Source organism: Chitinophaga sp. sic0106, from assembly GCF_019219075.1.
GTDB lineage: Bacteria > Bacteroidota > Bacteroidia > Chitinophagales > Chitinophagaceae > Chitinophaga.
On record NZ_JAHUWJ010000001.1, the window covers coordinates 391079 to 416501 of the forward strand.

Consider the following 25423-nt stretch of genomic DNA (forward strand, 5'->3'; position numbering starts at 1 on the left):
CGTTTTATTTTCTGATGCAAAGATCAGACGGCAGCGTTAAGGGAACATTACGCCTTTGTTAAAATAATGTGAGAAAATTGGAGGTAGTGTTGATTTCTGTCCTAATTTCGCAACGTTTATGGAAGCAGTACAATTAAAGAAGAATCGCCCGGTGGCCATATGGTTATATATAGGCGTGGGCATGCTGATAGTGCAGGTACTTTTAGGAGGTATTACCCGTCTGACAGGTTCAGGATTGTCTATCACCGAGTGGCAGCCTTTGTTGGGTGCTTTCCCGCCAATGAATGAGGAAGCGTGGCAGCGTGCCTTTGACGGATATAAGCAGATTGCTCAGTTTAAGCTGGTGAATAGTCACTTCACGCTGGCGGACTTTAAGCAGATCTATTTCTGGGAGTGGTTTCACCGCGACTGGGCACGTCTGATGGGAGTGGTTTTCCTGATTCCGTTTATTTATTTCGTCGCTAAAAAGAAGATTGATCAGTCCATGATCAATCCTATGCTGATACTATTTTTACTTGGGGGCCTGCAAGGTGCTATTGGCTGGATCATGGTGGTGAGCGGCCTCAATAACGAGGATATCCGTGTAAGCCATATCCGGTTGGCCATTCACTTTATTTCCGCGTTGGTGCTGTTGTGCTATGTATTTTGGTTCGCGATGCGCCTGAGTGTAAAGCAGCAGCAGATATTGCATGTACCGGCACTACGGAAGCTCAACGGTTGGTTACTGGGAATCGTGGCAATGCAACTGATATACGGTGCATTCATGGCGGGTATGCATGCTGCCTTGAACGCAAACACCTGGCCGGACATCAATGGTGCGTGGGTACCAACCGGTATGTTTAGCAGCGGTAGCATCTTCCATGATATTATTCATAATCCAATTGCCATTCAGTTTATCCACAGAGGGCTGGCCTACCTGATCACTGTGCTGGTGGTAATATGGTGGTTGAAATCTGCTCATGTACCTGCACATACCCAGTTGCATGCCATCCGATATCTCCCGTTATTATTAGTATTACTGCAGGTATTACTCGGGGTACTTACACTTTTAAATAGTCAGACGCAAATACCTATTATGTACGCCATACTCCATCAGGGCGTGGGTATGCTACTGCTGCTCTCGCTGGTATGGACTTACTTCCTGAGCAGGGGAAAGGCATAATTACGGGTATAAATACGGTTTCATAGTTGCAAATCCGTATTTTTATTTGTAATTATCGTCCGATGAAGGTGAAGTTATTGCTTATCAAAACATACTATTCTTTCCCTGTACAGCTGTTACTCCTGCATTTCAGGAAGTACCAGGTGTTATTGATCTTCTGGGTGATATTATTCAGCACCATCAATGGTGGTTTTGCCAAGGTATTCGGAGGGGACGCCTTATATCTGGCCCCGGAATACCTTGGCAAGGTGAATTTCTACAGTACAGCCATCCTTGGGATTGCCACAGGCATTTTCATTATGAGCTGGCATATCACTACTTTTATTCTCCACACCGGCAGGTTTAAATTTCTGGCTACTACCAGCCAGCCTTTTTTCCGGTATTGTCTGAATAACTCTATCATCCCGCTGGCTTTCCTGATTTGCCTGCTGTATCGGGGGTGGGAGTATCAGCGTTACCAGGAGCTGAGCACCATTCCGGAAATATTTCTGCTGGCAGAAGGTTTTATCAGTGGCGTGCTGTTTATTATCTTCTTTTCATTTTTCTATTTCTTTAATGCGGATAAAAATATCGGCCGCCGCCTGGAGCGGAAGTTCGGGAACCCGCGCAATTTCCTGCGCACCATTCTTAAGCCTACCCAGGAGCCGGACGAGAACGCACTGCCGGTAAACAATTACTTCTCTACCTTCTGGCGTATCAGAAGAGCAAGGAAAGTGGACCATTACAATAAGCATTATCTGGATTCCATCCTGAAGCAGCATCACTTTGCGGCGATGATCGCCGTTGGCTGTGCGCTGATTTTTATGGTGATACTGTCCAGTATGATGGATTATAATGCGTTCAGAATTCCTGCCGGCGCCAGCGTACTGATATTTTTTGCGTTCCTGATCGGGATAGCAGGAGCCTTTTCGTATATGCTGCAAACATGGTCTATCCCCATATTGCTGGTCATGCTTTTTGGCGTGAACTGGATGGTGGAACATGACCTGATCGATAACCGGAATAAAGCCTACGGATTAGATTATAAGCATAAGGAGAATCGCCCGGAATATAGTCCACAAGCGTTGCAGCAGTTTTTTACCAGGGAGAGAGCTGATACCGACAAGGTAAAAACCCTCGAAGTGCTGAAGAAATGGCGGGCTAAATTTCCTGCGGATAAGAAGCCGCCATTGATCGTGATGAACTTCAGCGGGGGAGGGAGTCGTAGCGCCACCTGGACGATGCACGTATTGCAACGGCTTGACAGCTTGCTGCAAGGCCGTTTGATGCCTCATACCGTATTAATGACGGGGGCTTCCGGTGGCATGATGGGCGCCACTTACTTCAGGGAGTTATATTATCGCCAGCAGCAGGGGCAACAGGTGCAGCTGTCAAGTTTAGTATACCCGGAGAAGGTATCTAAAGACCTGCTCAATCCTGTATTTACTGCCATGGCGGTTAATGATTTCATTGCGCCTTTCTGGACTTTTAAAATTGGCAATAATCATTATGCGAAAGACAGGGGCTATGCTTTTGAAAAACAGTTGAATCAGAACACCGATAACATTCTCAATAAAATCATTCAGGATTATAAGCAGGCAGAAGAAACGGCTACTATTCCGATGTTGATCTGGAATGCAACAATTAACGCTGATGGTCGCCGGTTGATGATTAGCCCGTTGCCAATCAGCTACTTATGTGCGCCTGAGTATAAATATCCCACCAGGCAGGTAAGGGATATTGACGGGGTTGATTTTACGCAGTATTTTTCCCGCCAGGATGCGCCTGGTTTACTTGTTACCAGTGCTATCCGCATGTGCGCTACGTTTCCATATGTATTGCCAAATGCGTTTTTACCGAGCAATCCAATTGTGGATGTGATGGATGCAGGCATCAGGGATAACTTTGGCCAGCAAACAACACTACGTTATTTATACAGCTTTCGGGAATGGATAAACGAAAATACTTCAGACGTGGTGTATATCCAGGTGCGTGATACCCGTAAGAATGATATTTCTCCCATCAAGAAAACAAAGGATCTTCCGGATTTATTGTTTGAGCCGCTTTTCACGATGCAGCAGCACTGGAGCGCTATGCAGGACTTTGATCAGGATGACCTGATCAATTACATGGAAGGGTATTTCCCGAACAAGTTTCACCGGGTGATTTTCCAGTATGTACCCCAGCACCAGGACAAAGCCGCGGCATTATCCTGGCACCTGACCAGCCGTGAAAAGCTGGACATTGCCAATGCGATTGAAAACCCTGCCAATCAGAGTGCATTGGACTATGTGGTAAAGCTCCTGCAGTAGTGGCATGATGAATTTTATGTAGGCTTCCATGTAGCAGGGTGAGCAGTACTACGATATAATTTCTACTAAATATGGTTTGGTCAAAGGTATTTGCTTTTTTAGAAGAGTGATATACAATTAGTTGTGTATAAACTTCTGGAAATCATGCTCTTGTACTGATAATTATCGACGTGACCAAATGATTACATTTATTTAAAGGTGAGGCGCCTGCATTCTCGCCACATTTTCGTACCTTTGCGGCCTCATTTTGTAGCTATTAGCGGAAAATTTGTTAATGGCTGATAGCTAAAGACATAAGTATATGAATATTCGTAATATTGCTATTATTGCACACGTAGACCATGGTAAGACTACCTTGGTGGACAAAATCCTTCATCACACTAACGTATTTCGTGAGAATCAGGAATCCGGTGAGTTGATCATGGATAGTAACGATCTCGAAAGAGAGCGTGGTATCACTATCTTCAGTAAGAATGCTTCTGTTGAATATAAGGGTACAAAAATCAACGTGATTGATACTCCGGGCCACGCCGACTTTGGTGGTGAGGTAGAGCGTGTATTGAAAATGGCTGATGGTGTGATCCTGCTGGTGGATGCCTTTGAAGGACCAATGCCTCAGACTCGTTTCGTACTTCAGAAAGCGCTGCAGCTGAATCTGAAACCAATTGTGGTTATCAACAAGGTGGATAAAGAGAACTGCCGTCCTGATGAGGTGCATGATGCAGTATTCGAACTGTTCTTCAACCTGGATGCAAATGAGGAGCAGCTGAACTTCCCAACTTTCTACGGTTCTGGTAAGAATGGTTGGTTCAACAGTTCACTGACTCAGTCAGAAGATATTACTCCTTTAATGGATGGTATCCTGGAACACGTTCCGGAGCCTAAAGTAGAGGAAGGTACTGTTCAGATGCAGATTACATCCCTGGATTATTCTTCTTTCCTTGGTCGTATTGCTGTGGGTAGAGTTGCCCGCGGTACTATTGCTGAGAACCAGTGGATCAGCTTAATGCAGGCTGATGGTACCATCAAAAAACAAAAAGTTCGCGAGTTGTATATTTTCGAAGCCCTGGGTAAGAGAAAAGTTACAGAAGTAATTGCGGGTGATATTTGTGCGGTGGTTGGTATTGAAGGTTTCAACATTGGCGATACCATTGCTGATGCTGAGTTCCCTGAAGCCCTGCCAGTGATCAGTGTAGATGAGCCTACTATGAACATGCTGTTCGGTATTAACAACTCTCCGTTCTTTGGTAAGGATGGTAAGTTTGTAACCAGCCGTCACCTGCGTGATCGTTTGATTAAAGAAACTGAAAAGAATCTGGCGCTGCGTGTTGTTGATTCTGACAATGCGGATAGCTTCCTGGTATATGGCCGTGGTATCCTGCACTTAGGTGTATTGATTGAAACCATGCGTCGTGAAGGTTATGAGTTGACTGTAGGTCAGCCACAGGTTATCGTTAAGAACATTGACGGTAAGAAAAGTGAGCCTTACGAGATCCTGGTAGTAGACGTTCCTCAGGAATTTGCGAGCAAGGTAATCGACCTGGTTACCCGTCGTAAAGGTGAAATGCTGATCATGGAAACCAAAGGCGAAATGCAGCATCTGGAATTCGAAATTCCTTCCCGTGGTTTGATCGGTCTGCGTACGCAGATGCTGACAGCTACTGCTGGTGAGGCTGTAATGGCACACCGTTTCAGTGAGTACAAAGGTTGGAAAGGTGCGATCCCTGGCCGTAACAACGGTGTGTTGATTGCTAAGGAAGCTGGTACTACTACCGGTTACTCTTTGGACAAACTGCAGGATCGTGGTTTCTTCTTTGTTGATCCAGGAGAAGAAGTGTACAAGGGTATGATCATCGGTGAAAATAACAAGCCTGGTGACCTGGTTGTAAATGCAAACGAAGGTAAAAAACTGACGAACATGCGCGCAAGCGGAAGTGATGCAGCTACCAACATTGCACCTAAAACCCTGATGACACTGGAAGAATGCATGGAGTATATCCAGCCTGACGAGTGTATCGAGGTTACGCCTAACCACATCCGTATGCGTAAAGTAATGCTGGATGAGGAAGATCGTAAGAAATATGCGAAGAGTTATAAAGCTGAAGCTTAATTTTCAGCCTGATATTATAGCGAAGCCGGTGGAGTGATCCACCGGCTTTTTTTATGCAGAGGTCTGGATTATTCTCCTATGCCTTCGGTCCGGGAGACAAAGGCATAGTGGTCCGCCGATAGGGCCGAACGCTATACATTATTCTCCTATGCCTTCGGTCCAGGAGCCAAATCCATAGTGTTCCGCCGATAGGGCCGCACACTATGGATTTACATCTAAACCAGGTTCCCGAATGCAGATTCATTACAGCAAAAAAAATCCCCGCCCAGGAAAAGGCAGGGATGTGCATACTAACCCAATGCTTACTAAAACTAAAACGATTTTCAGTTTCGTTTCGATAGCTATATTGTCTGATACACCGTTTTGGGGTTAATGGATGGGTGTTGTACAGGTATATCAGACAATGTTGATATGCTATCGGATATCTTTATCTAATACTGACAGCAATAACCTTAATCAATCAGCTTCTATTCTAAGTCAACAAAGCTTAAGTCCTTAGTCCTTCAGTCGGCGCTTAAGTCTAAGCAGGTCCTATGCTGTATTTTATATACGCTTAGGTCTGAGAACTGATCAGCTACCAGTGAATCTATTACCCTTTATACCCAATTACTTCAGGCAATAGCATCCCCAGGCCGCAATGCGGCATTGATTTTTGTCATAGCCTTAGTTTATCACTAAGGCTATGGTATTATTTGTCAGTGGATTTCTTTGTTATTAAGCTTCTGCTGCTTTTTGTTCAGCAAGTTTAGCTTTGATTTTTCCTTCAATTTCTGCTGCCAGCTCCGGATTGTCGAGCAGTAACTGTTTTACTGCATCACGGCCCTGACCCAGCTTATTAGTGTCGTAGCTGAACCAGCTACCGCTCTTCTGAACGATGCCGTATTCCACACCCATGTCAATCAGCTCTCCGGTTTTGGAAATACCCAGACCATAGATGATATCGAATTCAGCCTGACGGAAAGGAGGAGCTACTTTGTTTTTCACCACTTTCACTTTTACGCGGTTACCAATCGCCTCATCACCATCTTTAATCTGACTCATACGGCGGATATCCAATCTCACAGAAGCGTAGAACTTCAGTGCATTACCACCGGTAGTCGTTTCTGGATTACCAAACATAACACCGATCTTTTCACGTAACTGGTTAATGAATATACAGCAGCAGTTAGTTTTTGCAATGGTAGCAGTCAGCTTACGCAGCGCCTGAGACATCAGACGGGCTTGCAGACCCATTTTGCTTTCTCCCATTTCACCTTCCAGCTCCCCTTTAGGAACCAGCGCTGCAACGGAGTCAATTACCACTACATCCACCGCACCAGAGAGAATCAGACGATCCGCAATCTCCAATGCCTGCTCACCATGGTCCGGCTGGGAAATTAACAGTGCATCCACATCCACACCCAGCCTTCTCGCATAGCTGCTGTCAAAAGCATGTTCCGCATCTATAATTGCGCAGATACCACCTTTCTTTTGTGCTTCTGCTATTGTATGTATCGCAACGGTTGTTTTACCGGAAGACTCTGGCCCATAGATCTCTATGATCCTGCCCTTCGGAAAACCGCCAATTCCAAGCGCTATATCCAAGCCTAAAGAACCGGTAGAAATTACTTCCATCGGCGCTTCCGCTTTCTCGCCCATCATCATCACAGATCCCTTTCCGAAATCTTTCTCAATCTTGTCCATTGTAAGGCGAAGCGCCTTTAGTTTTTCTGCATTGGCTGTAGACATATAAGTTAGTTTTTTACAAATTTAAATGATAAGCAAATCACGAACTGGAATGCTAAATTAAAACTTATTTTTTATTTTCCTAAATTTTTTAGCATTTTATTTTCGGTTGCTAAAAAAAATAGTAGATCCCTTTTTGTGATCAGGTTAATTCCCATCAACAATACAAAGATCATCCGGCATTACGCATTGGATGTGCGCAATGAAAAAATCTTTCAAAAAAAATTATAACCGACTGAAAATGGGAGAGTGGGAATACTACCGCTTTTTTAAAAAGCGTAGTTATACGCTTGAGTCACAATGGAAAATTCTGGACTTTTGTATTGTCAAGTTTAGTTGTTGTTGTTAACCCTTCTGTTTGTTAGTTGTTTGTTAGCCTGCCTTGCGGCCTTTGCATCCAAAGTTACCGACATGTAACCACAGCAAGTGGGCTGTTCAGGTTAAACCCCAAAAAATTTTATTCGCTATTCTAACATCTCGACTCTATTCCTTGTTCTAATTTAGTAGCTAAATACAGAACAAGGAATATGGGTTGAGTATATTAAATCACCAGCATCCAGCACGAGGCCAGCTGCGTAATAATACCAATGATAAAACCAATGTAAATCTCAGCAGGCGTATGCGCCTTCAGCATCATACGGCACGTGCCAACCATCCCCGCCACAAAAAAGGTAATGATCAGCGGCAAGGATACATTCATATGCATCCCCCACATCAGTGATAATAAAAATCCTATCACCCCGCCCCATCCGGTAGCATGCATACTGGTTTTCCAGAAGCTATTGGTAACGAAGGAGATAGAGATGGCGAGAAACATGCCCAGGAAAAATGCCGTGTAGAACTTTGGTGCTGCACCTTCTTCCAGAAATGTGTAAAAAGCCCAGAAATAATAAATAATGATCGCCACATATGGAATGATCCTGTCGCGCTGGGTATTCAGGTATATCGAAGATATAAAACCCAGCATCTTCGCCAGCATCACCGTCAGTAACGGAAAAAACAGGCTGATGATGATTACCCTGAAATACAGCATGTCGAACGCAAATCGCTTGCTCGACATCTTAAAGGCTACAAAGTATTCCGGGAGCGACTGTAAAACCAGAAAGGTTACCAGCGTAGGAATGAAAAGCGGATGTGTAATGTAAGAAACTACCTGCGCAAAGGCACGTGCCCGCGGCGAAAACTCCGGCGCCGGCTGGTGGTTACTTCCATGTAATGGTATGGCTTCCTGGTTCATGATCGGATTAAAGTTCTTTTCTTAAACGGGCCACCGGGATGTTTAACTGCTCCCTGTACTTGGCCACGGTTCTGCGTGCAATGTTATACCCTTTGTCCTGCAACATCTTGGTCAGATGCTCATCGCTCAAAGGCTTACGCTTGTTTTCCGCCTCAATAAGATCTGAGAGGATTTTCTTCACCTCCCTGGTGGATACTTCCTCACCGCTATCGGTAGACAGCGATTCAGAGAAGAAGAATTTCAGTTTGAATGTGCCGAATTCCGTTTGCACATACTTGCTGTTGGCCACACGGCTCACCGTAGAGATATCCAGTCCCGTACGATCCGCAATATCTTTCAGGATCATAGGTTTCATGGTGGTTTCATCTCCGGTCAGGAAAAACTCACGCTGGTAATCCATGATAGACTCCATCGTGGACAACAAGGTATGCTGGCGCTGCTTGATGGCGTCAATAAACCACTTGGCAGCATCTATTTTCTGTTTGATGAACAACACCGCCTCTTTCTGACGTTTGTCCTTTTTATCACCACGGTCATACTCCCTCAGCATGTCACGGTAACCGCCGGAGATACGGAGGTCAGGAGCATTCCTGGAATTAAGCGTCAATTCCAGCTTGCCGCTGTTGTTCATAATGAAAAAGTCGGGCAGTACATAGCTTTCCGCCTTATTCAGCGTCGCATAGTTACCTCCCGGCTTAGGATTCAGGCGAATAATCTGATTGATGGACTCTTTCAGCGCTTCATCAGTCAGGCTCAGCGCCTTCTGTATTTTTTCGTAATGCTTTTTCGTAAACTCGTCGAAGTAATTTTCCAGGATCAGGTAGGCCGTGCGTACTCCCAGATCATCCTGCGGCTTGCGTTTCAGTTGCAGGAGTAAACACTCTTTCAGATCAGCACAGCAAACTCCCGGTGGATCAAATTCCTGGATTTTTTTGATCAGCTCTTTGATTTCCTCTTCATCTGTAGATACATTTTGGGAGAAGGAAAGGTCGTCTACAATCGCACTTACTTCTCTCCTTAAATACCCATCATCATCAATGCTGCCAATAATCTGCTCAGCAATTGCGTTCTGACGGTCGTCCAGTTCCAGCATGCCCAGCTGACTAAGCAGGTGCTCGTGAAAAGACGTTTCTACTCTTACCGGAATGGTTTTATTGCTCTCATCCGGGTCGGGATAGTTATCATCCCTGAGTTTATAATCTGCCACCTCATCATCTCCATCATTCACATATTCTGAGATATCGATATTATCATAATCGGATTCACTGCCGTCTGCTTCAAATTCATCGTCGTTGGACTCAAATTCATCCTGCTCTTTAAATTCATCCTCATGGGCTTCCTCCCCGTACTCCAGTGCAGGGTTTTCCTCCAGTTCTTCTTTAATCCGCTCTTCCAGGTTGACAGTAGGTACCTGCAGCAGCTTCATTAACTGAATCTGCTGTGGCGACAGCTTCTGTAATAACTTCTGTTGTTGTGTCTGTTTTAACATATCTCAGTCCAATCCTTTTACAGTGATTGGTAATTGTATTAGATTAAAATTGGCTCCCTAAAAATCGAGTTCCAGTTGTTCCGGCAACAATCGGAAGGATTTCCGGTGGTATGGTGTATCACCAAAAGCCCGTATGGCTTCGCGGTGCTGTTTGGTAGGATAACCCATGTTGGAATCCCATCCAAAGTGCGGGTAAGTTACGTGTAGTTGCTGCATATACTCGTCTCTGTATGTTTTAGCCAGAACAGAAGCAGCCGCAATAGATGCGTACTTGCCATCTCCCTGGATAATACAGGCATGCGGTACAGTACCATAGGGGGTAAACCTGTTACCATCTACCAAAATATACTCCGGCACATTGCTTAACTTTTCAAGTGCCAGGTGCATCGCTTTAAAGGAAGCTTTCAGAATATTAATCCGGTCTATTTCTTCATTATCCACACTGGCTACTGCATAACTGATGGCTTCTCTTTCTATTACTTTCCTTAGTTCATCCCTGTCTGCCGCCTTCATTTGCTTGGAATCATTGAGCAGCGGATGTTTAAAATCCACCGGCAGTATGACCGCCGCAGCAAATACAGGTCCTGCGAGGCACCCGCGCCCGGCTTCATCGCAGCCGGCTTCGTAAAATAATTCCTGGTATCGAGTTAGTAGCAAATCCAAAACTGTTAAGCCGGGTAAAATTACATGATTAAAAAAGAAGGAACAAGCTCCTTAATTAAACAGGTCTTTAAAATCCCTTTTGAAATCGCTCCACAGTTTGCCCGATTTATCCCCAAATTCCTCGGCTGCTTTCTTAGTACTGTCCCATTTCTCCGCACTGGCCTGCTTTACATCATCCACTTCGTGCTGCATCTGTAACTTCAATTCTTCCAGTTTCTGGCGGGCTTCCTTACTTTTTTTATCTCCCTTTTTCTTTAATTCCTCCGTGGCCTGGTCAATCTGCGCTATCCGCGCATTCAGTGTATCTATCGTTTCCTGTTTCTGCTGTTGTAAGTAGTCTCCGGTTTTGCCCGCGGCGGATTTAACATCTTCCCCTGCCTGTTGCAGGTCGGACCGGATGGAATCTTTCTTTTGCTCCTGGGAAGGACCGGACTGGCAGGCTGCCAGCGCCGCAATTCCAAATACTAGCCATAATTTTTTCATATACGACAGGTTTTTACATTATCCTGGTTCACAGGGGGTGAATGAATACTGGCACAGCCAGCTGAAGGTCCCTTTATCAAATCATATTCCAGTTTTTTTGTTCGATCATTTAACACATTTATTTAAATACCACATGAAGGGCTAAATCCGCCATCCATAGCAGTCTGACTTCATGGTTAACAAAAAAAAGCATAGGTTTGAGGTCCTTAAAACAAATCTGCAAAAACTATGAGAAAACATCTGGTGGTTTTGCTCCTCCTCATGGCCGTAAGTTTCAAATGGGCCAAAGCGGATGAGGGCATGTGGCTTCCCTATTTGCTGGGGCAGCAAACGTATAACGACATGGTGAAAAGAGGCCTCAAATTGACGAAAGAGCAGTTATACAGCATCAACAAAGCATCTATGAAAGACGCCATCGTCATTTTCGGCGGCGGCTGTACAGGCGAAATCGTGAGCAACGAAGGCCTGATCTTCACTAACCACCACTGCGGCTATGGCGCTATCGCCTCCGCCAGCACCGTGGAACACAACTACCTGAAAAACGGCTTCTACGCCCAGAACAAATCACAGGAGATCTCTTCCCCTATGCTGTCTGTTCAGTTCCTGGTAAAAGTGGAAGACGTAACCAAACAAGTGGAAGAAGCTGTAAAAGGCTTATCCGGCGCGGAAAGAACCGCAAAGGAACAAACCGGTTACGCCGAAATCATTGAAAAAGCTACTGCCGGCACCGGTTACGAAGCCAAAGTAGTACCCATGTACAAAGCCAACCAATACCTGCTGTTTGTGTACGAACGCTACACCGACGTCCGCCTGGTAGGCACCCCTCCTGAATCTATCGGTAAATTTGGTGGTGATACTGACAACTGGGAATGGCCACGCCACACCGGTGACTTCTCTATCTTCCGCGTTTATGCCGACAAAAACGGTAAACCTGCGCCTTACTCCAAAGACAACGTGCCTTTGAAGCCTAAGCACTTCCTGCCGGTATCTATCAAAGGAGTGAAAGAAAACGACTACGCCATGATTTTCGGTTATCCTGGTGGTACCAACCGCTACGAAACCTCCTATGGTGTAGAACTGAAGAATACCGTAGAAAACCCGAATACCGTAAACCTGCGTGACGTTCGCCTGAAAGCAATGTTCGAGCAAATGAAGAAAGACCCGGCTGTGAAACTGCAACTGGCCTCTTCCTACGCCGGTATCGCCAACTACTGGAAATTCTTCGACGGTGAAACCAAACAGCTCGAGAAATACCACGTGCTGGAAGATAAAAGAAAACAGGAAGCGGCCTTCGCAAAATGGGCACAGGACAAACCCGAGTTTGCCAGCATCCTGAAAGACTACGAAGCAAACTATAAAGCCTGGACGCCATACGCAAAAGGTCGTGTTTACCTCACCGAAGGTATCCTCGGCTCTCCTGTTGCCGGCTTCGCCTCCACACTGCTGCAGGTAGAAAAAGCACTGGTGACGCCAAACGCACCTAAAGATGCTGTGAAAAATGCAGTAGCTGCTGCTGATAAAGCACGCAAAGCATTCCTGGAAGGTGAAAACAAACCCAGCGATGAGAAAATCCTCGCTGCCACCGCCCAGCTGTACTACAACGACATCCCTAAAGACCAGCAACCAACAGCATTCTACCAGGAACTGGGCTCCAAATACGGCAGCCTCTCTGAAGATGCTACCTACCGCAAATGGGCCGCTAACCTCATGGCTAACACCATGATTTTCAGCGATGCCAAATGGGATGCATTCGTTAAAAATCCGGATGCAGTAACCCTCCAGGCTGATCCGGCTTTTGCATACGCCAGCGCATTTGTTAAAAACTATACCGGTAAATACCTGCCGCTGTACAACCAGTTCGTAGTGAAAAACAACGACCTGGGTCGCGAATATCTGAAAGGTATCATGCAAATGCAGCCTAACGCCAACAGATATCCGGATGCCAACTTCACCATGCGTGTATCCTACGGCCAGGTTAAACCTTACTCTCCACGCGATGCCGTTAACTACGACTACGTGTGCACCATGAAAGGTGTAATCGAAAAGTATGTGCCGGGTGATTATGAATTTGATCTGCCTGCGAACTACGTAGACCTCTACAACAAAAAAGATTTCGGTCAATATAAAGATGCTAAACGCAACGATGTGGTAGTATGCTTTATCACCACCAACGATATCACCGGCGGTAACTCCGGTTCCCCTGTGATCAACGGTAACGGTGAGCTGATCGGTCTCGCTTTCGATGGTAACTACGAAGCGCTGAGCCACAAAATTCAGTTCGATTCCAACTACAACCGTACTATCTGTGTAGATGTGCGTTATGTGCTCTGGTGCATCGAAAAGCTCGGTGGTGCTAAAAACATCATCAATGAGCTCAAAATCGTGAAATAGTCTTTGCTGATTTATAGCATGATGCCCGTCCGGTAAGTTCCGGACGGGCTTTTTTATTCAAACATTTTCGGGATACATGGTGTTATCAACGGCAGCGCCAACTGGTAATAACAAAAAATCCATGTATGACTCAAACCACGCTGACAAGGAAGATCTGGATGGCATTAACAGGGCTGTTCCTCTGCTTTTTTCTGGTGATTCACCTACTGGGAAACCTGCAATTACTGTTGCCCGGAGAAACCTCACAACTCCAGTTCAATGCATACTCCCACCTGCTTTCCGGTAACATTCTCATCAAAATTGTTTCCTGGGTACTTTATGCCAGCATCATTGCCCATGTGATTTATGCCATCATTATAACGGTGGCGAATACACGTGCACGGCAACAGCAATATCATTATGACCGTCGTGGAAGCGTAAGTAAATGGTACTCCCGTAATATGGGCCTGCTGGGCACCATTATTTTTATTTTCCTGGTGATCCATTTCCGCGATTTCTGGTATGTGTATAAGTTCGGACAACTGCCACTGGATGCGCAGGGCAATAAAGACCTGTATACCCTGGTGACGGAAGTATATAGTCAGACATGGTACGTAGGCGTATATGTACTATGTATGGTAGCACTTTGCTATCACCTGCTGCACGGCTTTTTCAGTGCTGCCCGCACGCTGGGGGCCTACCATCCCAAATATGTACGCTGGATTAAAGTGCTGGGATGGGTATACAGTGTAGGCATTTGCGCGGGCTTTGCCTTTATTCCTGTTTATGTTCATTTTTTAAAATAGCTGGCCATGCTGGATGCGAAAATACCTCCCGGTCCACTGGAGGAAAAATGGAATCACTATAAGTCACATGCGAAACTGGTAAATCCTGCCAACCGCAAGAAACTGGACATTATCGTGGTGGGAACGGGCCTTGCCGGCAGCTCCGCTGCAGCCTCCCTCGGTGAGATGGGCTATAAGGTAAAAAGCTTCTGTTTCCAGGATTCTGCCAGGCGTGCCCATAGCGTGGCGGCACAAGGCGGTGTAAATGCCTGCAAGAACTATAAAAATGATGGCGACAGCGTATACAGAATGTTTTATGATACCATAAAAGGGGGCGACTTCCGCGCACGCGAAGCCAATGTATACCGCATGGCGGAATGCAGCGCTAACCTCATTGATCAGGCGGTGGCACAGGGTGTTCCTTTCGGCCGGGAATACGGGGGCTACCTCAACAACCGCTCTTTTGGCGGCGTGCAGGTGTCCAGAACCTTTTATGCCAGAGGGCAAACGGGACAGCAGTTGCTGCTGGGTGCTTACCAGGCGCTGATGCGGCAGGTGCACCAGGGGCATGTGCAGTTGTATACCCGCCACGAAATGCTGGAACTGGTGGTCATTGATGGTAAAGCAAGAGGAGTGATTATCCGGAATATGGACACCGGTGCTATTGAGCGGCACAGCGCACATGCGGTGGTATTGGCCACCGGCGGTTTTGGGAAGATCTATTTTCTGTCGACCCTGGCCATGGGCTGCAACGGTTCCGCCATCTGGCGGGCACATAAAAAAGGTGCGCTGATGGCTAACCCCAGCTGGACGCAGATCCATCCTACCAGTCTGCCTCAATCGGGAGAGTACCAGTCAAAGCTCACGCTGATGTCAGAATCGCTCCGCAACGATGGCCGTATCTGGGTGCCAAAAAAACAGGGCGACCAGCGGCCTGCCAATCAGATTCCGGAGGAAGAAAGAGATTATTATCTGGAGAGACGATATCCTGCCTTCGGTAACCTGAGCCCCAGGGATATAGCTTCCCGTGCGGCCAAAGAGCGTATCGACGCAGGTTACGGGATAGGGCCGTTGAAAAATGCTGTGTATCTCGACTTTTCCCGTGCCATCCGCGAGCAGGGGGAGGATAAGATCAAAGAAAAATATGGTAACCTGTTTCGGATGTACCAGAAGATCACTAACGTGAACGCTTATACGGAACCCATGCTGATATCTCCCGCAGCGCACTTTTCCATGGGAGGTTTGTGGGTAGATTATGAACTGATGACTACTATTCCGGGTTTATATGCTTTGGGAGAAGCCAACTTCGCTGATCACGGGGCAAACAGACTTGGCGCTAATTCACTGCTGCAAGCCAGTATCGACGGTTACTTTATTGCACCTTACACCATGGCGAATTTCCTGGCAGATGAAATAAAGACCGGACCTATAGGTATTAAACATCCTGCATTTGACGCAGCAGAAAGCCAGGTGAAAGAACAACTGCAACTGCTGATGGCAATCAAGGGTAAGGAGCCCGCGGATTATTTTCACCGCCAACTTGGACATATCCTATATGATAAATGTGGCCTTTCCCGCTCCGCTGCCGGTTTACAGGCTGCATTAGGTGAAATAAAGGAGCTGCGGACGGACTTCTATAAAAACCTGCACGTACCCGGAGGACTCGGCCTCAACGGGGAACTGGAAAAGGCTGGCCGCGTAGCGGACTACCTGGAGCTGGGAGAGCTCATGTGTTACGATGCCTTGACCAGGAACGAGTCCTGCGGAGCACATTTCCGGGAGGAATACCAAACCCCCGATGGAGAGGCGTTGCGCAACGATAAAGACTTCTCCTTTATATCCGCCTGGGGCTGGACCGGCAATGATCAGCCGCCTAAATTGCATATGGAACCACTGCATTTCGAGTTTGTAGCACCTACGGTGCGGAGCTATAAATAACTTCAACTGTTAAATATAACGTGTATGCATATACGATTAAAAGTATGGCGACAGGAAAACACTGATTCAGCCGGAAAGCTGGAATCGTACGAGCTCAAAGAGGTAAATGAAGATATGTCGTTCCTGGAAATGCTGGATGTACTGAACGAGCAGCTGATGCGGCAGGGCATACGTCCGGTGGAGTTTGACCATGATTGCCGGGAGGGCATTTGCGGCCAGTGCGGTGTGATGATCAATGGCCGCCCGCATGGGCCGTTAAAAAACACGACTACCTGCCAGTTGCATATGCGCAGCTTTCATGATGGAGAGGAGATTTACATAGAACCTTTCAGGGCAACGGCTTTCCCGGTAAAATGCGATTTGAAGGTGGACCGGTCTTCGTTTGACAGGATCATTCAATCCGGTGGATTTGTATCTGTAAATACCGGCCAGGCCCCGGAGGCAAACACCACCCGTATTACTTCTCCGCTGGCAGAAGCAGCGTTTGATGCAGCTGCCTGCATTGGCTGCGGTGCCTGTGTAGCGGTGTGCAAGAACTCAAGTGCTGCTTTGTTTACCAGCGCTAAAATCACGCATATGGCTTTACTGCCGCAGGGGAAGGAGCAATCGCAGGACAGGGTATTACACATGGTAAACCAGATGGATGAAGAAGGGTTTGGACATTGTACGAATACAGAAGCCTGTGAGGTTGAATGTCCGCAGGAGATATCCGTACTGCATATTGCCCGCATGAACTGGGAGTTTAACAAAGCGCACCTGCTGCGAAAATAATTCATACAGTCGTTCCCGTAGTAATACGGTTTTTTAAATTATGTTGGAACTACGCAGATAGAATGCGCAGAGGTGATGTAACTTTGCGACCGCATCGATACCAAAAAGGGTATTGATTTTTTAAACAGGGTTTGTTTACCCCAAAAAAGAATAAGAATGAAAAAGTTGACATTGTTTGTGACGCCCCTTGTATTGTTATTAACATGCATGCTAGCGTGCACCCCAAAAAAGGAAAGTGAAAGAAAGGACCCTATCGCTAAAGTTACTACCGCGGGAAATGCGGGTAACTTCATCCGGATCAAGGGTAATGGTTTCAGCACCAATAAGCTGGAGAATACTGTGGTATTTGGAGATGTAAAGGCCGCAGTGCTCTATGCATCCAACAACTACCTCCTGGTACAGGTTCCGCCTCACAAAGCGGGCGTAGTACCAGTAACGGTAACGGTAGGAGATGCTCCTTCCAATTCATTGATGTTTGAATACAACTCCAATGCAATGCTGGCAGCCAATTTACCATTAAGGTAAGGAAGCAGGCAGGCGCAAAAAAAATACCCTCGTCATTTGGCGAGGGTATTTTTATATAAATATGCGAGGGTATTATTTTTTCTCTTTATCAGTCATTCCAAAGATCATCACCAGCTTATCTTTATCGTATAAGTTGAGTGTTTGTTCCGCTACGTCAAATTTGTATGTTTTGCCGCTGATTGTTTTCATGAATTCAGTCTCCCTTTTCATGATAGCTTCGCCGCAAGCCATACGCGTGCTCATTCCTGGTCCCATAGTAATAGAAGACGCAGTATGCTTAAAACTTCCATTGACAATATTGCATCCACCGCGGCCATGATAGCGGCCTTTGGCAGGATCAAATTCCAGGTAGATGCCTGGTTCGTTTATGGTAGTTTCATTCAGCTTGATCAGGTTCCATCTTTTACTGGAGATGAAAGCCCAAACGTCCGGCTGCTGCTGCGGTTTTTCTTCACCTGCTCCTTGCTTGAATGACAACAGGCGACGGCCATTGCCATATAAATTCAGGCGGCCGTTTTCCACACGGTAGTTATAGGTTTTTTGTTCCAGCGAGCGTTGGAAGTTAGTTTCGTTGCGCATGTCGTTTTCGTCGATGCAGGCCATCATAGTGCTCATGCCTCGGGTAAAACTCACGATGCCGGCAGTTGCATTCTGTTTAAACTCACCACCAATGCCGTTACAGCCACCATTGCCATGGTAGCGGTTTCCGGATGGGTCAAACTCTAACCAGATTTTGCCGGATGATATAGGAGAACCGTTCATTTCTACCAGTGTCCAGCGTTTGCCGCTCACAAACGGAGAGCCGCTGTTGCTCACTGCCACTTTCTTTTTATACATCACCTTCTTCAACGTGTATTTCAGGGAAGAGCCGTCGGCAGGAGGGTTTTTAATGTTTGACACAGCTACCAGCAGTTTGTACTGATATCCGGGTTGGTAATTAAATCCCTGGATGTTGGTATACAGGTTGGACCATTCTGATTCATTTTCCGTTCTTACCTGTAAGCATTCCATGGGGGCCACTCCCGTGCACGGTGCCTTGCTTTCCTTTACATACATCACCTGGGTTTTGGGGCCGCTTTGCTCTGGCTCCGGTGCGAAGAAGAGCGTGCTCATGGCAATTGCTAATTTCAATAACATAGACTAAGATTTTAAACTTTAACAACAATGCAAGCGTTCGGGTTCTGCATTTTGTTACATCTCAATCACTTTTGCAAAGATATTGCCGGTTTTTTATGCAACTTAATGACTTAAAGTGCAATAGCGGTATCCCTTACGGATTTGTTCTGCCCTATTTTTTCAATAATGCCGAGGTAATAGGCCAGTTTGGTTGGCGCCGGCATACTCACCACCGTGACGCCATTGGCCTTTAATAGGTCTAATTTGAATTTGGAGCGCTCCGTGTAGGCCTCAGGGATATAGTAATAGATGTTGTTAGGAACACTGATGGTTTTGTGATGAAATTTTTGCCGCGCCCTGTAAGTCAGTAGCCACCACAGGTCCGACTCTACGAAATCCAGCGACATCCCGAAGATGTGTATATCCTTTGTAAAAAACAGGTCTATCCACGAATGAAAATACACTTCGTTATGCCTGATTCTACGGATCAGCGATGCTTTTGGTACTGCTTTATTCGTATAAATGGTGCCGCTTACTACATAATTACGCATCAGCTGTAACTGGCCGCCATAGTGCTCAAAGCCCAGGTTGATGCTCATAGGATTGAGGCAGTCGCCATGAATATGCCAGTAATGGATATGATCCATCGTGTACTTTCTGAATATGCTGAAAGTGGTTTCCCTGATCAGGCTGGTGTTATCAGTAGGGGTAGTACCTTCCAGCGTGAACTCGTAATTGGTAGTGAGGATATGCTCCGGTTGCAAAGCCCGGATAGCCGCGTGGAGCTGGTTGGGACTGATTTCCGCTGTTTTGCCTGCAATGAATGTTTTCAGGTCTTTTTCCTTCATGTTATGCTGGCGTATGGCCGTCAGGAATATTTCTTCGTAGAGGAGCGGAAACGGCTTCTTATCATCCATTTCAATGCAGCCCGAGGTATGGCAATAGGTGAGGATATCCTGCAGCAGGTCTTTCCAGCTCCGGCCGGCGGAAATGTTGTTGATATCATTTCCGATTAATAGAACCAGGTTCTTCATGGGTGTATCGGTTTTATGGATAGATGTATCTGAACGTAAGATTGATGCGGGGACCTACAGGTTTGGCTGTTTTAGGAACCTGGTGTTCCCAGAAATGTTGCAGCTGACCTTTCATTAGCAGCAGTGAGCCATGTTCAAGGGCAATTTCGTATTTCAGGTTTTTATGGTGACGGTGACGCAGCAGGAACCGCCTGGTGGCGCCCATGTTCACGGATGCTATCACCGGATTGATGCCCAGCTCGGGCTCATCATCTGCGTGCCAGCCCATGGAGTCGTTGCCACTACGGTAGTAGTTCAGCAATACACTGTTAAACGTAGTGCCGGCGGCGGCGGCCACCCGGTCCCTGATCAGCAACAACTCTGCTGTCCATAGCAAAGGTTCAAAAGTATTACCGGAAAAAGAATAGGAACTATTGGCATCTCCATACCAGGCCATCAGCCTGGGAAACAGGACTTCACGCCCATACATGCGCATGGATTCCTGCTTCCAGGTAATGGTAGAAATGAGCTGCTGGAAAATCCGGTCGCTGTCCGTTGGAGTAAAAAATTGCGGATAATATTCCAGGAGACCGTTTTCCAGGCTGATCTCCTGTTTCTGATTGTTATCCTGACCGAATAAACTTCCCTGCAGGCTCATAGCACTAAATTAAGACACCACTACGCATTGTATATGTTATCTGCCTTTCCGGAGCTATAAACCTGCAAAAGTTTTTAGTAGGAGAAAGGTTGTGTATAGATCACCTGAAGGATGGTTTGACCCACCGCTTTCAGTGTACGTTTGTCTATTACACTCATATTATCGTTGGTAGTATGCCAGTGTGATGGAAACTGACCACTGGCCTGCCAGGCCAGCACGTCAAAAGTAGGAATGTTGGCAATGGTGTTTACCGGTATATGGTCATCGGTAATATAGGAACCATAGTCTTCATATCGGAAGATGTCAGAGTAGCCGATTTGATTGGCTACGTCCCAGAACATTCTCATAGGGCCTGGCGCATATTGCTGGGAGGCCTTTTCCATGTAAAACTGGGAACCGCGGCCACCTACCATATCCAGCAGGATGCCATAGTTGGCCTTGTAGCCAGGTACATGCGGGTTTTTAGCCCAGTATTGTGTGCCCAGGCAGAAAGAGTTTTCGTTGGAAGGGTCACCGAAATCTTCTACATCCACTAATAAAATGTCCACACCTGCATCAGGCCTTTGTGTTTTAAAATTTCTGGCCGCTTCCAGCAGTACGGCTACGCCACTGCCGCCATCATCGGCACCATCGAGCTTTTTAGTTTTATCAAAAGCATCTTCATCCGCAATAGGGCGGGTATCCCAGTGTGCCAGCAATAGTACGCGCTGTTTGGCTGCGGGGTTGAAACTGCCTACAATGTTAATACAAGGCAGTTTTTCTCCTTTAGGACCTGTTACGGTTGTGCGCTGTACATACACGGTATCTGCCCATTGTTTCAGACTGGCAATCAGCCAGGCTGCACATTTTTCCTGGGCTGGCGTATTAGGAATTCTTGGGCCAAAGCTCACCTGTTTTGCAGTGTAAGCATAGGCGGAATCCTCAGAAAACACCGGCACCGGCACTTGTATACGGTCTACTTTGCTGGCGCCTGTACTGTCGTTATTGCCTTCCTCAGTTTTTCCATTCTGCTGACAGGCGCCTACCGTCATGGCAAGCGCTGTCAGCGCGATCAGAGCTTTACGCATTATCTTAATACTTTCTTATAGTTTCAATTAGTCCTGCACGATGGAGTAGGAAACACTGCCATCTTTTTCATCTTTCAACTGGATACCTACTGTCAGCAACTCGTTGCGGATCTTGTCGGAAGTAGCATAGTCCTTGCGGGCTTTAGCTTCTTTACGCATGTTAATCAGCATTTGAAGCACGCCATCCAGCTTATCCTCATCTGTTCCCAGCACTTCCATTTGTATACCCAGGATGTCCACCAGGTAAGTCTTCCAGGAATGCTGCATGAGGTTAAAGGTATCTTCACTGATTTCATGCATTTTGATCTGGCCGCCTTTCAGTGAGTTGATCACGGGCGCCAGTTCAAAGAGGTTGGCCATTACTTTGGCGGTATTGATATCATCATTCATGAACTCCGGCAGTTCCGCGCAGAGCTGACGTACCTGCTTGTCCAGCTCCTCGTTGATGGGCTGTCCGTTGCCGGTGTAGGTCAGTTTTTGTAGCACTTCATACGCGGCCCACAAACGCTGTAAACCTTTTTCGGCGGCCAGCAGGGCTTCGTTGGAGAAGTCGAGCGTACCGCGGTAATGCGTTTGAAGTACGAAGAAGCGGATCACCATTGGGCTGTAGCCTTTTTCCAGCTGTGGATTGTTGCCGGAAAACATTTCGGTAAGGGTGATGGTGTTACCATACGACTTACCCATTTTACGACCATTGATGGTGATCATATTGTTATGCATCCAGTAGCGTGCCATCAGTTCGCCATGGGCGATTTCGCTCTGGGCTATTTCGCACTCATGGTGTGGGAACTGCAGGTCCATACCGCCACCGTGGATATCAAACTGTGATCCGAGGTATTTTGCACTCATGGCAGAGCATTCGATATGCCATCCCGGGAAGCCTTCTCCCCATGGGCTTGGCCAGCGCATAATATGCTCAGGCGGTGCTTTTTTCCACAAGGCAAAATCTACCTTATTGCGCTTTTCTTCCTGTCCTTCCAGCTCGCGGGTGGTTTCCAGCATGTCTTCCAGTACGCGGCCGCTCAGGATACCGTAGTCGTAGCTGGCAGCGTATTTCTTCACATCAAAATACACGTTACCATCTACCTCATACGCATATCCTTTTTCTATGATCGTTTTGATCATTTCAATTTGCTCAATGATATGACCGGTAGCGGTAGGTTCAATGCTGGGTTCCAGGTTATTGAACTGCAGCATGGCCCAGTGGTACAGGTTGGTGTACTTCTGCACCAGTTCCATTGGCTCCAGCTTTTCCAGGATTGCTTTTTTGGAGATTTTATCTTCTGCCTCGCGGCCTTCTTCTTCGAAGTGGCCCGCGTCGGTGATATTACGAACGTAACGAACTTTATAACCCAGGAAACGCAGGTAACGGTTTACCACATCAAAAGTGATGTAGGGGCGGGCATGGCCCAGGTGTGATTCTCCCGAAACGGTAGGTCCGCACACATACATACCCACATGGCCCGGCGTTATTGGTGTAAATACTTCTTTCTGACGATGTATTGAATTGTATATTTTGAGTTCTGACATATGCTGTAAATAGTAGACTGACATAATTTTTTTGTGAGATGACTCCTTTGATGTCATCCTACGTGGTGCCGCGCTGCGTGCGGGAGCTATCCCTGGTGAATGGCGATAGCGATATTGCAGCAACAACATCGGTCAGATCTAAAAATATTAATATTGTTCATAATCTATTGTTTCTTATTTATTTACGGCATTTGCCGGCTTTTCTCCTGCTATACTCAGGTTGGAAATTACGGGATAATGGTCAGAGAGATCTGAATTTATCTTCCGGAAGCTATTCACCTTAAAGTAAGGACTCACAAAAACATAATCGATTCGCAAGGTAGGCGCCAGTCCACTGAAAGTACGTCCAATACCGATACCTTTCTTTAAAAAAGCGTCCTGTAAATCTCCCCTTATTTTAAAATAAGTGTAAGACGCCGGCGTATCATTAAAATCACCGCAAACGATCACAGGATATGGACTTTGCCGGATAAAATCCCCCACAATATCGGCCTGCTGACTGCGGCGAATATACGCCTCACGCATCTTTTGTACAATAGTTTTAGTGGCTACCAGCCCTGTATCTTCCTGGTTTTTGATCTTCCGGATAGCCCGGTAGTCCTTCTGGTTAAACCGGTACGACTCCAGGTGCATGTTAATCACCCGGATGGTATCACCTTTCCGCACAATATCAGCGTAGATGAGGCTCTCGCTCAGCGGGCCATTACTCATTTTTACCTTATCTGATGCAATGATAGGGTATTTGGAATAAATGATAGACCCCCAGTGCTGATTACCATTGCGGTTAAAATCACTGGAAAAAAAGCGGTAGGGAAGGTTCATCTCATGGGAGATATCTTCCCGGTTATTAAAATCATTTTTTCGCTCAGCGGTATAAAAATCCTGAAAGCAGGCAATATCCAGTTCCTGTTTCTTGATGAGTGCAAACATAGCCTGACGGGTATATTTGCTGTCGCGCTCCTTATAAAGCCCGAACTGACTTACGTTGTAGCTCATCACTGTAATGCTTTCCTTTGCTGGCATCGGTTTGTTGCCTGCCGGCATATTGAAAGCAATGAACGCGCTGATAGATTTCCACCCCAGGAATAACGCTGTCAAAGAAAGCAGCGCATACTTGTAGTTGAACACCAGCCACCCAAAAAGAAACAACACCAGTAATCCCAACAAAAACGGGAAGGCCAACGTCAGAAAACTGATGGGCCAAAACCACGCCGGCGAGATATAGGGAGCCAGGCATGCTGCCAGGAATATTAAAACCAGGGCGATATTTAATATTACAAAAAAGCCTTTTGTAAAAAGTCTTAAGAATCGCACGGTCTACGTACTTTGTTGAACGTATAAAGTTACTATTTTTTCAAAGACAGGCGGGAGATTACAGGGAAATGCTCGGAATCAGCCACCCGCATGGCTTCGCAACCATGTACTCGGAATTGCCTGGAGGCAAGGATGTAATCTATGCGTAAACTGGGCGACAGATACGATAACGTCCGTCCCCAGCCGTTGCCGGTTTTAAGGAATGCGTCCTGCAGGGAAGCCGCCACTGTTTGGTAGGTATAGGAAACCGGTACGTCATTAAAATCTCCACAAACAATCACCGGATAAGGACTGCCGGCCACCAATCCGGCCAGCTGCTGCGCCTGTTGCGCACGCCAGGTAAATGTTTGCCGCATCTTATGCGCGAGCCCCCTGAAATGGAAAGCCATAAATTCCTCTAAGTCCTGGCGGTTCAGCATATACGAGGCCAGCTGCCCGGTAATTACCCGGATGGTATCCCCATATACCAACACATCGGCCTGCAGAAAGCTGCTGCCGCTGCCCACCGCGCTGGCGCCGCAGGGAATCGTGCTTGCCTGCAATATCGGATGATGGGAAAACAGCACGATGCCGTAAAGCCAGGTGTCCCAGTGTATCATATCCTTCGTGAAATAGTGATACTCATAACCTGCCTTGCTGCGGATACTGTCAATGTTATGGGAAAGTTCGGGGTGCTCGTTGGTATAAAACTCCTGCATGCACAGGATATCCGCCTGGCCGAATACAACGGTATTGTATACGTTGCTGCGGATGGCTTTATTCTCTTTATAAGACTGCAACCCCATACTGCTGGAGTTGTAGGTCATTACAGTAAACTCCTTGCTGCCACTGGCTTTTTCAAGGGAATGTTCCTGAAATGGATGGAAGGCCCAGGTACGTAAAGTGGCGCCTCCCGACAGCAGGATAGCCGTTACGGGCAGCAGCCAGTATTTTTTTCTGAGCAGCACCCACACCGGGAGCATGATAAGGTTAAGAAGCAGTAAACCAGGAAAGGCAAGTCCCGCAAAGCCGGTAGGCCAAAAGGTTCCGGGGGAAATATAAGGCAGAAAAGTGCTCGCCAGCAAAGCCAGGGGTAGCAATATGTTAATGACCTGCAAGGCCCATCGTAAAAGCGTCTTCATCAGGTATTTGGGATATAGGGATTTGAGTATCTGATAAAAATACTCAAAACTCCAG

20 protein-coding genes are annotated in these 25423 nt (G+C 46.6%); 8 read left to right on the forward strand and 12 right to left on the reverse strand.

The window, feature by feature from the left end; translation table 11 throughout:
- Positions 1-118: 118 nt before the first annotated feature.
- From KW844_RS01640 to typA, 3 genes are all read left to right on the forward strand, one after another.
- Entirely contained in the window at positions 119-1162 is a 1044-nt protein-coding gene (locus tag KW844_RS01640) for a COX15/CtaA family protein (protein WP_218374960.1), read from the forward strand.
- A gap of 62 nt (positions 1163-1224) precedes the next feature.
- A complete protein-coding gene (locus tag KW844_RS01645) occupies positions 1225-3453 on the forward strand; it encodes a patatin-like phospholipase family protein (RefSeq protein WP_218374961.1) in 2229 nt (742 codons plus the stop codon).
- Positions 3454-3754: 301 nt separating this feature from the next.
- On the forward strand, positions 3755-5563 hold the full coding sequence (gene typA, locus KW844_RS01650) for a translational GTPase TypA (RefSeq protein WP_218374962.1): 1809 nt from the start codon (positions 3755-3757) through the stop codon (positions 5561-5563).
- A 714-nt stretch (positions 5564-6277) separates the two neighbouring features.
- Here the strand turns inward: typA and recA are convergent.
- From recA to KW844_RS01675, 5 genes are all read right to left on the reverse strand, one after another.
- On the reverse strand, positions 6278-7291 hold the full coding sequence (gene recA / locus KW844_RS01655) for a recombinase RecA (RefSeq protein WP_218374963.1): 1014 nt from the start codon (positions 7289-7291) through the stop codon (positions 6278-6280).
- Positions 7292-7829: 538 nt separating this feature from the next.
- The gene (locus tag KW844_RS01660; protein WP_218374964.1) at positions 7830-8525 is read right to left on the reverse strand and encodes a hypothetical protein; all 696 of its coding nucleotides are present in this window, start codon (positions 8523-8525) and stop codon (positions 7830-7832) included.
- Between the two features lie 7 nt (positions 8526-8532).
- On the reverse strand, positions 8533-10014 hold the full coding sequence (rpoN, locus tag KW844_RS01665; RefSeq protein ID WP_218374965.1) for an RNA polymerase factor sigma-54: 1482 nt from the start codon (positions 10012-10014) through the stop codon (positions 8533-8535).
- A 57-nt stretch (positions 10015-10071) separates the two neighbouring features.
- The gene (locus tag KW844_RS01670; protein WP_218374966.1) at positions 10072-10671 is read right to left on the reverse strand and encodes a ribonuclease HII; all 600 of its coding nucleotides are present in this window, start codon (positions 10669-10671) and stop codon (positions 10072-10074) included.
- Positions 10672-10728: 57 nt separating this feature from the next.
- Positions 10729-11160 carry a hypothetical protein gene (locus KW844_RS01675; protein WP_218374967.1) on the reverse strand — a complete coding sequence of 144 codons (432 nt, stop codon included), beginning with the start codon at positions 11158-11160 and terminating at the stop codon, positions 10729-10731.
- Between the two features lie 228 nt (positions 11161-11388).
- Between KW844_RS01675 and KW844_RS01680 the strand changes: the two genes are divergently transcribed.
- The 5 genes from KW844_RS01680 (at position 11389) to KW844_RS01700 (ending at position 17549) form a co-directional block, all read left to right on the forward strand.
- Positions 11389-13551 (forward strand): S46 family peptidase, encoded by a 2163-nt coding sequence (locus KW844_RS01680; RefSeq protein ID WP_218374968.1) that lies wholly within the window; start codon positions 11389-11391, stop codon positions 13549-13551.
- A gap of 125 nt (positions 13552-13676) precedes the next feature.
- Entirely contained in the window at positions 13677-14336 is a 660-nt protein-coding gene (locus tag KW844_RS01685; RefSeq protein ID WP_218374969.1) for a succinate dehydrogenase cytochrome b subunit, read from the forward strand.
- Positions 14337-14342: 6 nt separating this feature from the next.
- Positions 14343-16253, forward strand: coding sequence for a fumarate reductase/succinate dehydrogenase flavoprotein subunit (locus KW844_RS01690; RefSeq protein WP_218374970.1), 1911 nt, complete (start codon positions 14343-14345; stop codon positions 16251-16253).
- A 24-nt stretch (positions 16254-16277) separates the two neighbouring features.
- Positions 16278-17024 carry a succinate dehydrogenase/fumarate reductase iron-sulfur subunit gene (locus KW844_RS01695; RefSeq protein WP_218374971.1) on the forward strand — a complete coding sequence of 249 codons (747 nt, stop codon included), beginning with the start codon at positions 16278-16280 and terminating at the stop codon, positions 17022-17024.
- A gap of 207 nt (positions 17025-17231) precedes the next feature.
- The gene (locus KW844_RS01700; RefSeq protein ID WP_218374972.1) at positions 17232-17549 is read left to right on the forward strand and encodes an IPT/TIG domain-containing protein; all 318 of its coding nucleotides are present in this window, start codon (positions 17232-17234) and stop codon (positions 17547-17549) included.
- Between the two features lie 72 nt (positions 17550-17621).
- On the opposite strand, the gene KW844_RS01705 is transcribed toward KW844_RS01700, so the two are convergent.
- The 7 genes from KW844_RS01705 to KW844_RS01735 form a co-directional block, all read right to left on the reverse strand.
- Positions 17622-18686, reverse strand: a complete 1065-nt coding sequence (locus tag KW844_RS01705; protein WP_218374973.1) for an META domain-containing protein — start codon at positions 18684-18686, stop codon at positions 17622-17624.
- Positions 18687-18796: 110 nt separating this feature from the next.
- Positions 18797-19699 carry a hypothetical protein gene (locus KW844_RS01710; RefSeq protein WP_218374974.1) on the reverse strand — a complete coding sequence of 301 codons (903 nt, stop codon included), beginning with the start codon at positions 19697-19699 and terminating at the stop codon, positions 18797-18799.
- A 13-nt stretch (positions 19700-19712) separates the two neighbouring features.
- On the reverse strand, positions 19713-20336 hold the full coding sequence (locus KW844_RS01715; RefSeq protein WP_218374975.1) for an alpha-ketoglutarate-dependent dioxygenase AlkB: 624 nt from the start codon (positions 20334-20336) through the stop codon (positions 19713-19715).
- A gap of 74 nt (positions 20337-20410) precedes the next feature.
- Positions 20411-21403 (reverse strand): M28 family peptidase, encoded by a 993-nt coding sequence (locus tag KW844_RS01720; protein WP_218374976.1) that lies wholly within the window; start codon positions 21401-21403, stop codon positions 20411-20413.
- A 27-nt stretch (positions 21404-21430) separates the two neighbouring features.
- Positions 21431-22933, reverse strand: a complete 1503-nt coding sequence (gene cysS / locus KW844_RS01725; RefSeq protein WP_218374977.1) for a cysteine--tRNA ligase — start codon at positions 22931-22933, stop codon at positions 21431-21433.
- 174 nt (positions 22934-23107) lie between these two features.
- Positions 23108-24247, reverse strand: coding sequence for an endonuclease/exonuclease/phosphatase family protein (locus KW844_RS01730; RefSeq protein ID WP_218374978.1), 1140 nt, complete (start codon positions 24245-24247; stop codon positions 23108-23110).
- A gap of 32 nt (positions 24248-24279) precedes the next feature.
- Complete coding sequence (locus tag KW844_RS01735) at positions 24280-25368, reverse strand: endonuclease/exonuclease/phosphatase family protein (protein ID WP_218374979.1); 1089 nt, start codon at positions 25366-25368, stop codon at positions 24280-24282.
- Positions 25369-25423 lie beyond the last annotated feature (55 nt).

Excerpts from the sequence above, each read along its gene's own strand:
- KW844_RS01640 (WP_218374960.1), top strand. The coding sequence starts at position 119 with ATGGAAGCAGTACAATTAAAGAAGAATCGCCCGGTGGCCATATGGTTA.
- KW844_RS01645 (WP_218374961.1), top strand. The coding sequence starts at position 1,225 with ATGAAGGTGAAGTTATTGCTTATCAAAACATACTATTCTTTCCCTGTA.
- typA (WP_218374962.1), top strand. The coding sequence starts at position 3,755 with ATGAATATTCGTAATATTGCTATTATTGCACACGTAGACCATGGTAAG.
- recA (WP_218374963.1), bottom strand. The coding sequence starts at position 7,291 with ATGTCTACAGCCAATGCAGAAAAACTAAAGGCGCTTCGCCTTACAATG.
- KW844_RS01660 (WP_218374964.1), bottom strand. The coding sequence starts at position 8,525 with ATGAACCAGGAAGCCATACCATTACATGGAAGTAACCACCAGCCGGCG.
- rpoN (WP_218374965.1), bottom strand. The coding sequence starts at position 10,014 with ATGTTAAAACAGACACAACAACAGAAGTTATTACAGAAGCTGTCGCCA.
- KW844_RS01675 (WP_218374967.1), bottom strand. The coding sequence starts at position 11,160 with ATGAAAAAATTATGGCTAGTATTTGGAATTGCGGCGCTGGCAGCCTGC.
- KW844_RS01680 (WP_218374968.1), top strand. The coding sequence starts at position 11,389 with ATGAGAAAACATCTGGTGGTTTTGCTCCTCCTCATGGCCGTAAGTTTC.
- KW844_RS01685 (WP_218374969.1), top strand. The coding sequence starts at position 13,677 with ATGACTCAAACCACGCTGACAAGGAAGATCTGGATGGCATTAACAGGG.
- KW844_RS01690 (WP_218374970.1), top strand. The coding sequence starts at position 14,343 with ATGCTGGATGCGAAAATACCTCCCGGTCCACTGGAGGAAAAATGGAAT.
- KW844_RS01695 (WP_218374971.1), top strand. The coding sequence starts at position 16,278 with ATGCATATACGATTAAAAGTATGGCGACAGGAAAACACTGATTCAGCC.
- KW844_RS01700 (WP_218374972.1), top strand. The coding sequence starts at position 17,232 with ATGCTAGCGTGCACCCCAAAAAAGGAAAGTGAAAGAAAGGACCCTATC.
- KW844_RS01705 (WP_218374973.1), bottom strand. The coding sequence starts at position 18,686 with ATGTTATTGAAATTAGCAATTGCCATGAGCACGCTCTTCTTCGCACCG.
- KW844_RS01710 (WP_218374974.1), bottom strand. The coding sequence starts at position 19,699 with ATGAAGAACCTGGTTCTATTAATCGGAAATGATATCAACAACATTTCC.
- KW844_RS01715 (WP_218374975.1), bottom strand. The coding sequence starts at position 20,336 with ATGAGCCTGCAGGGAAGTTTATTCGGTCAGGATAACAATCAGAAACAG.
- KW844_RS01720 (WP_218374976.1), bottom strand. The coding sequence starts at position 21,403 with ATGCGTAAAGCTCTGATCGCGCTGACAGCGCTTGCCATGACGGTAGGC.
- cysS (WP_218374977.1), bottom strand. The coding sequence starts at position 22,933 with ATGTCAGAACTCAAAATATACAATTCAATACATCGTCAGAAAGAAGTA.
- KW844_RS01735 (WP_218374979.1), bottom strand. The coding sequence starts at position 25,368 with ATGAAGACGCTTTTACGATGGGCCTTGCAGGTCATTAACATATTGCTA.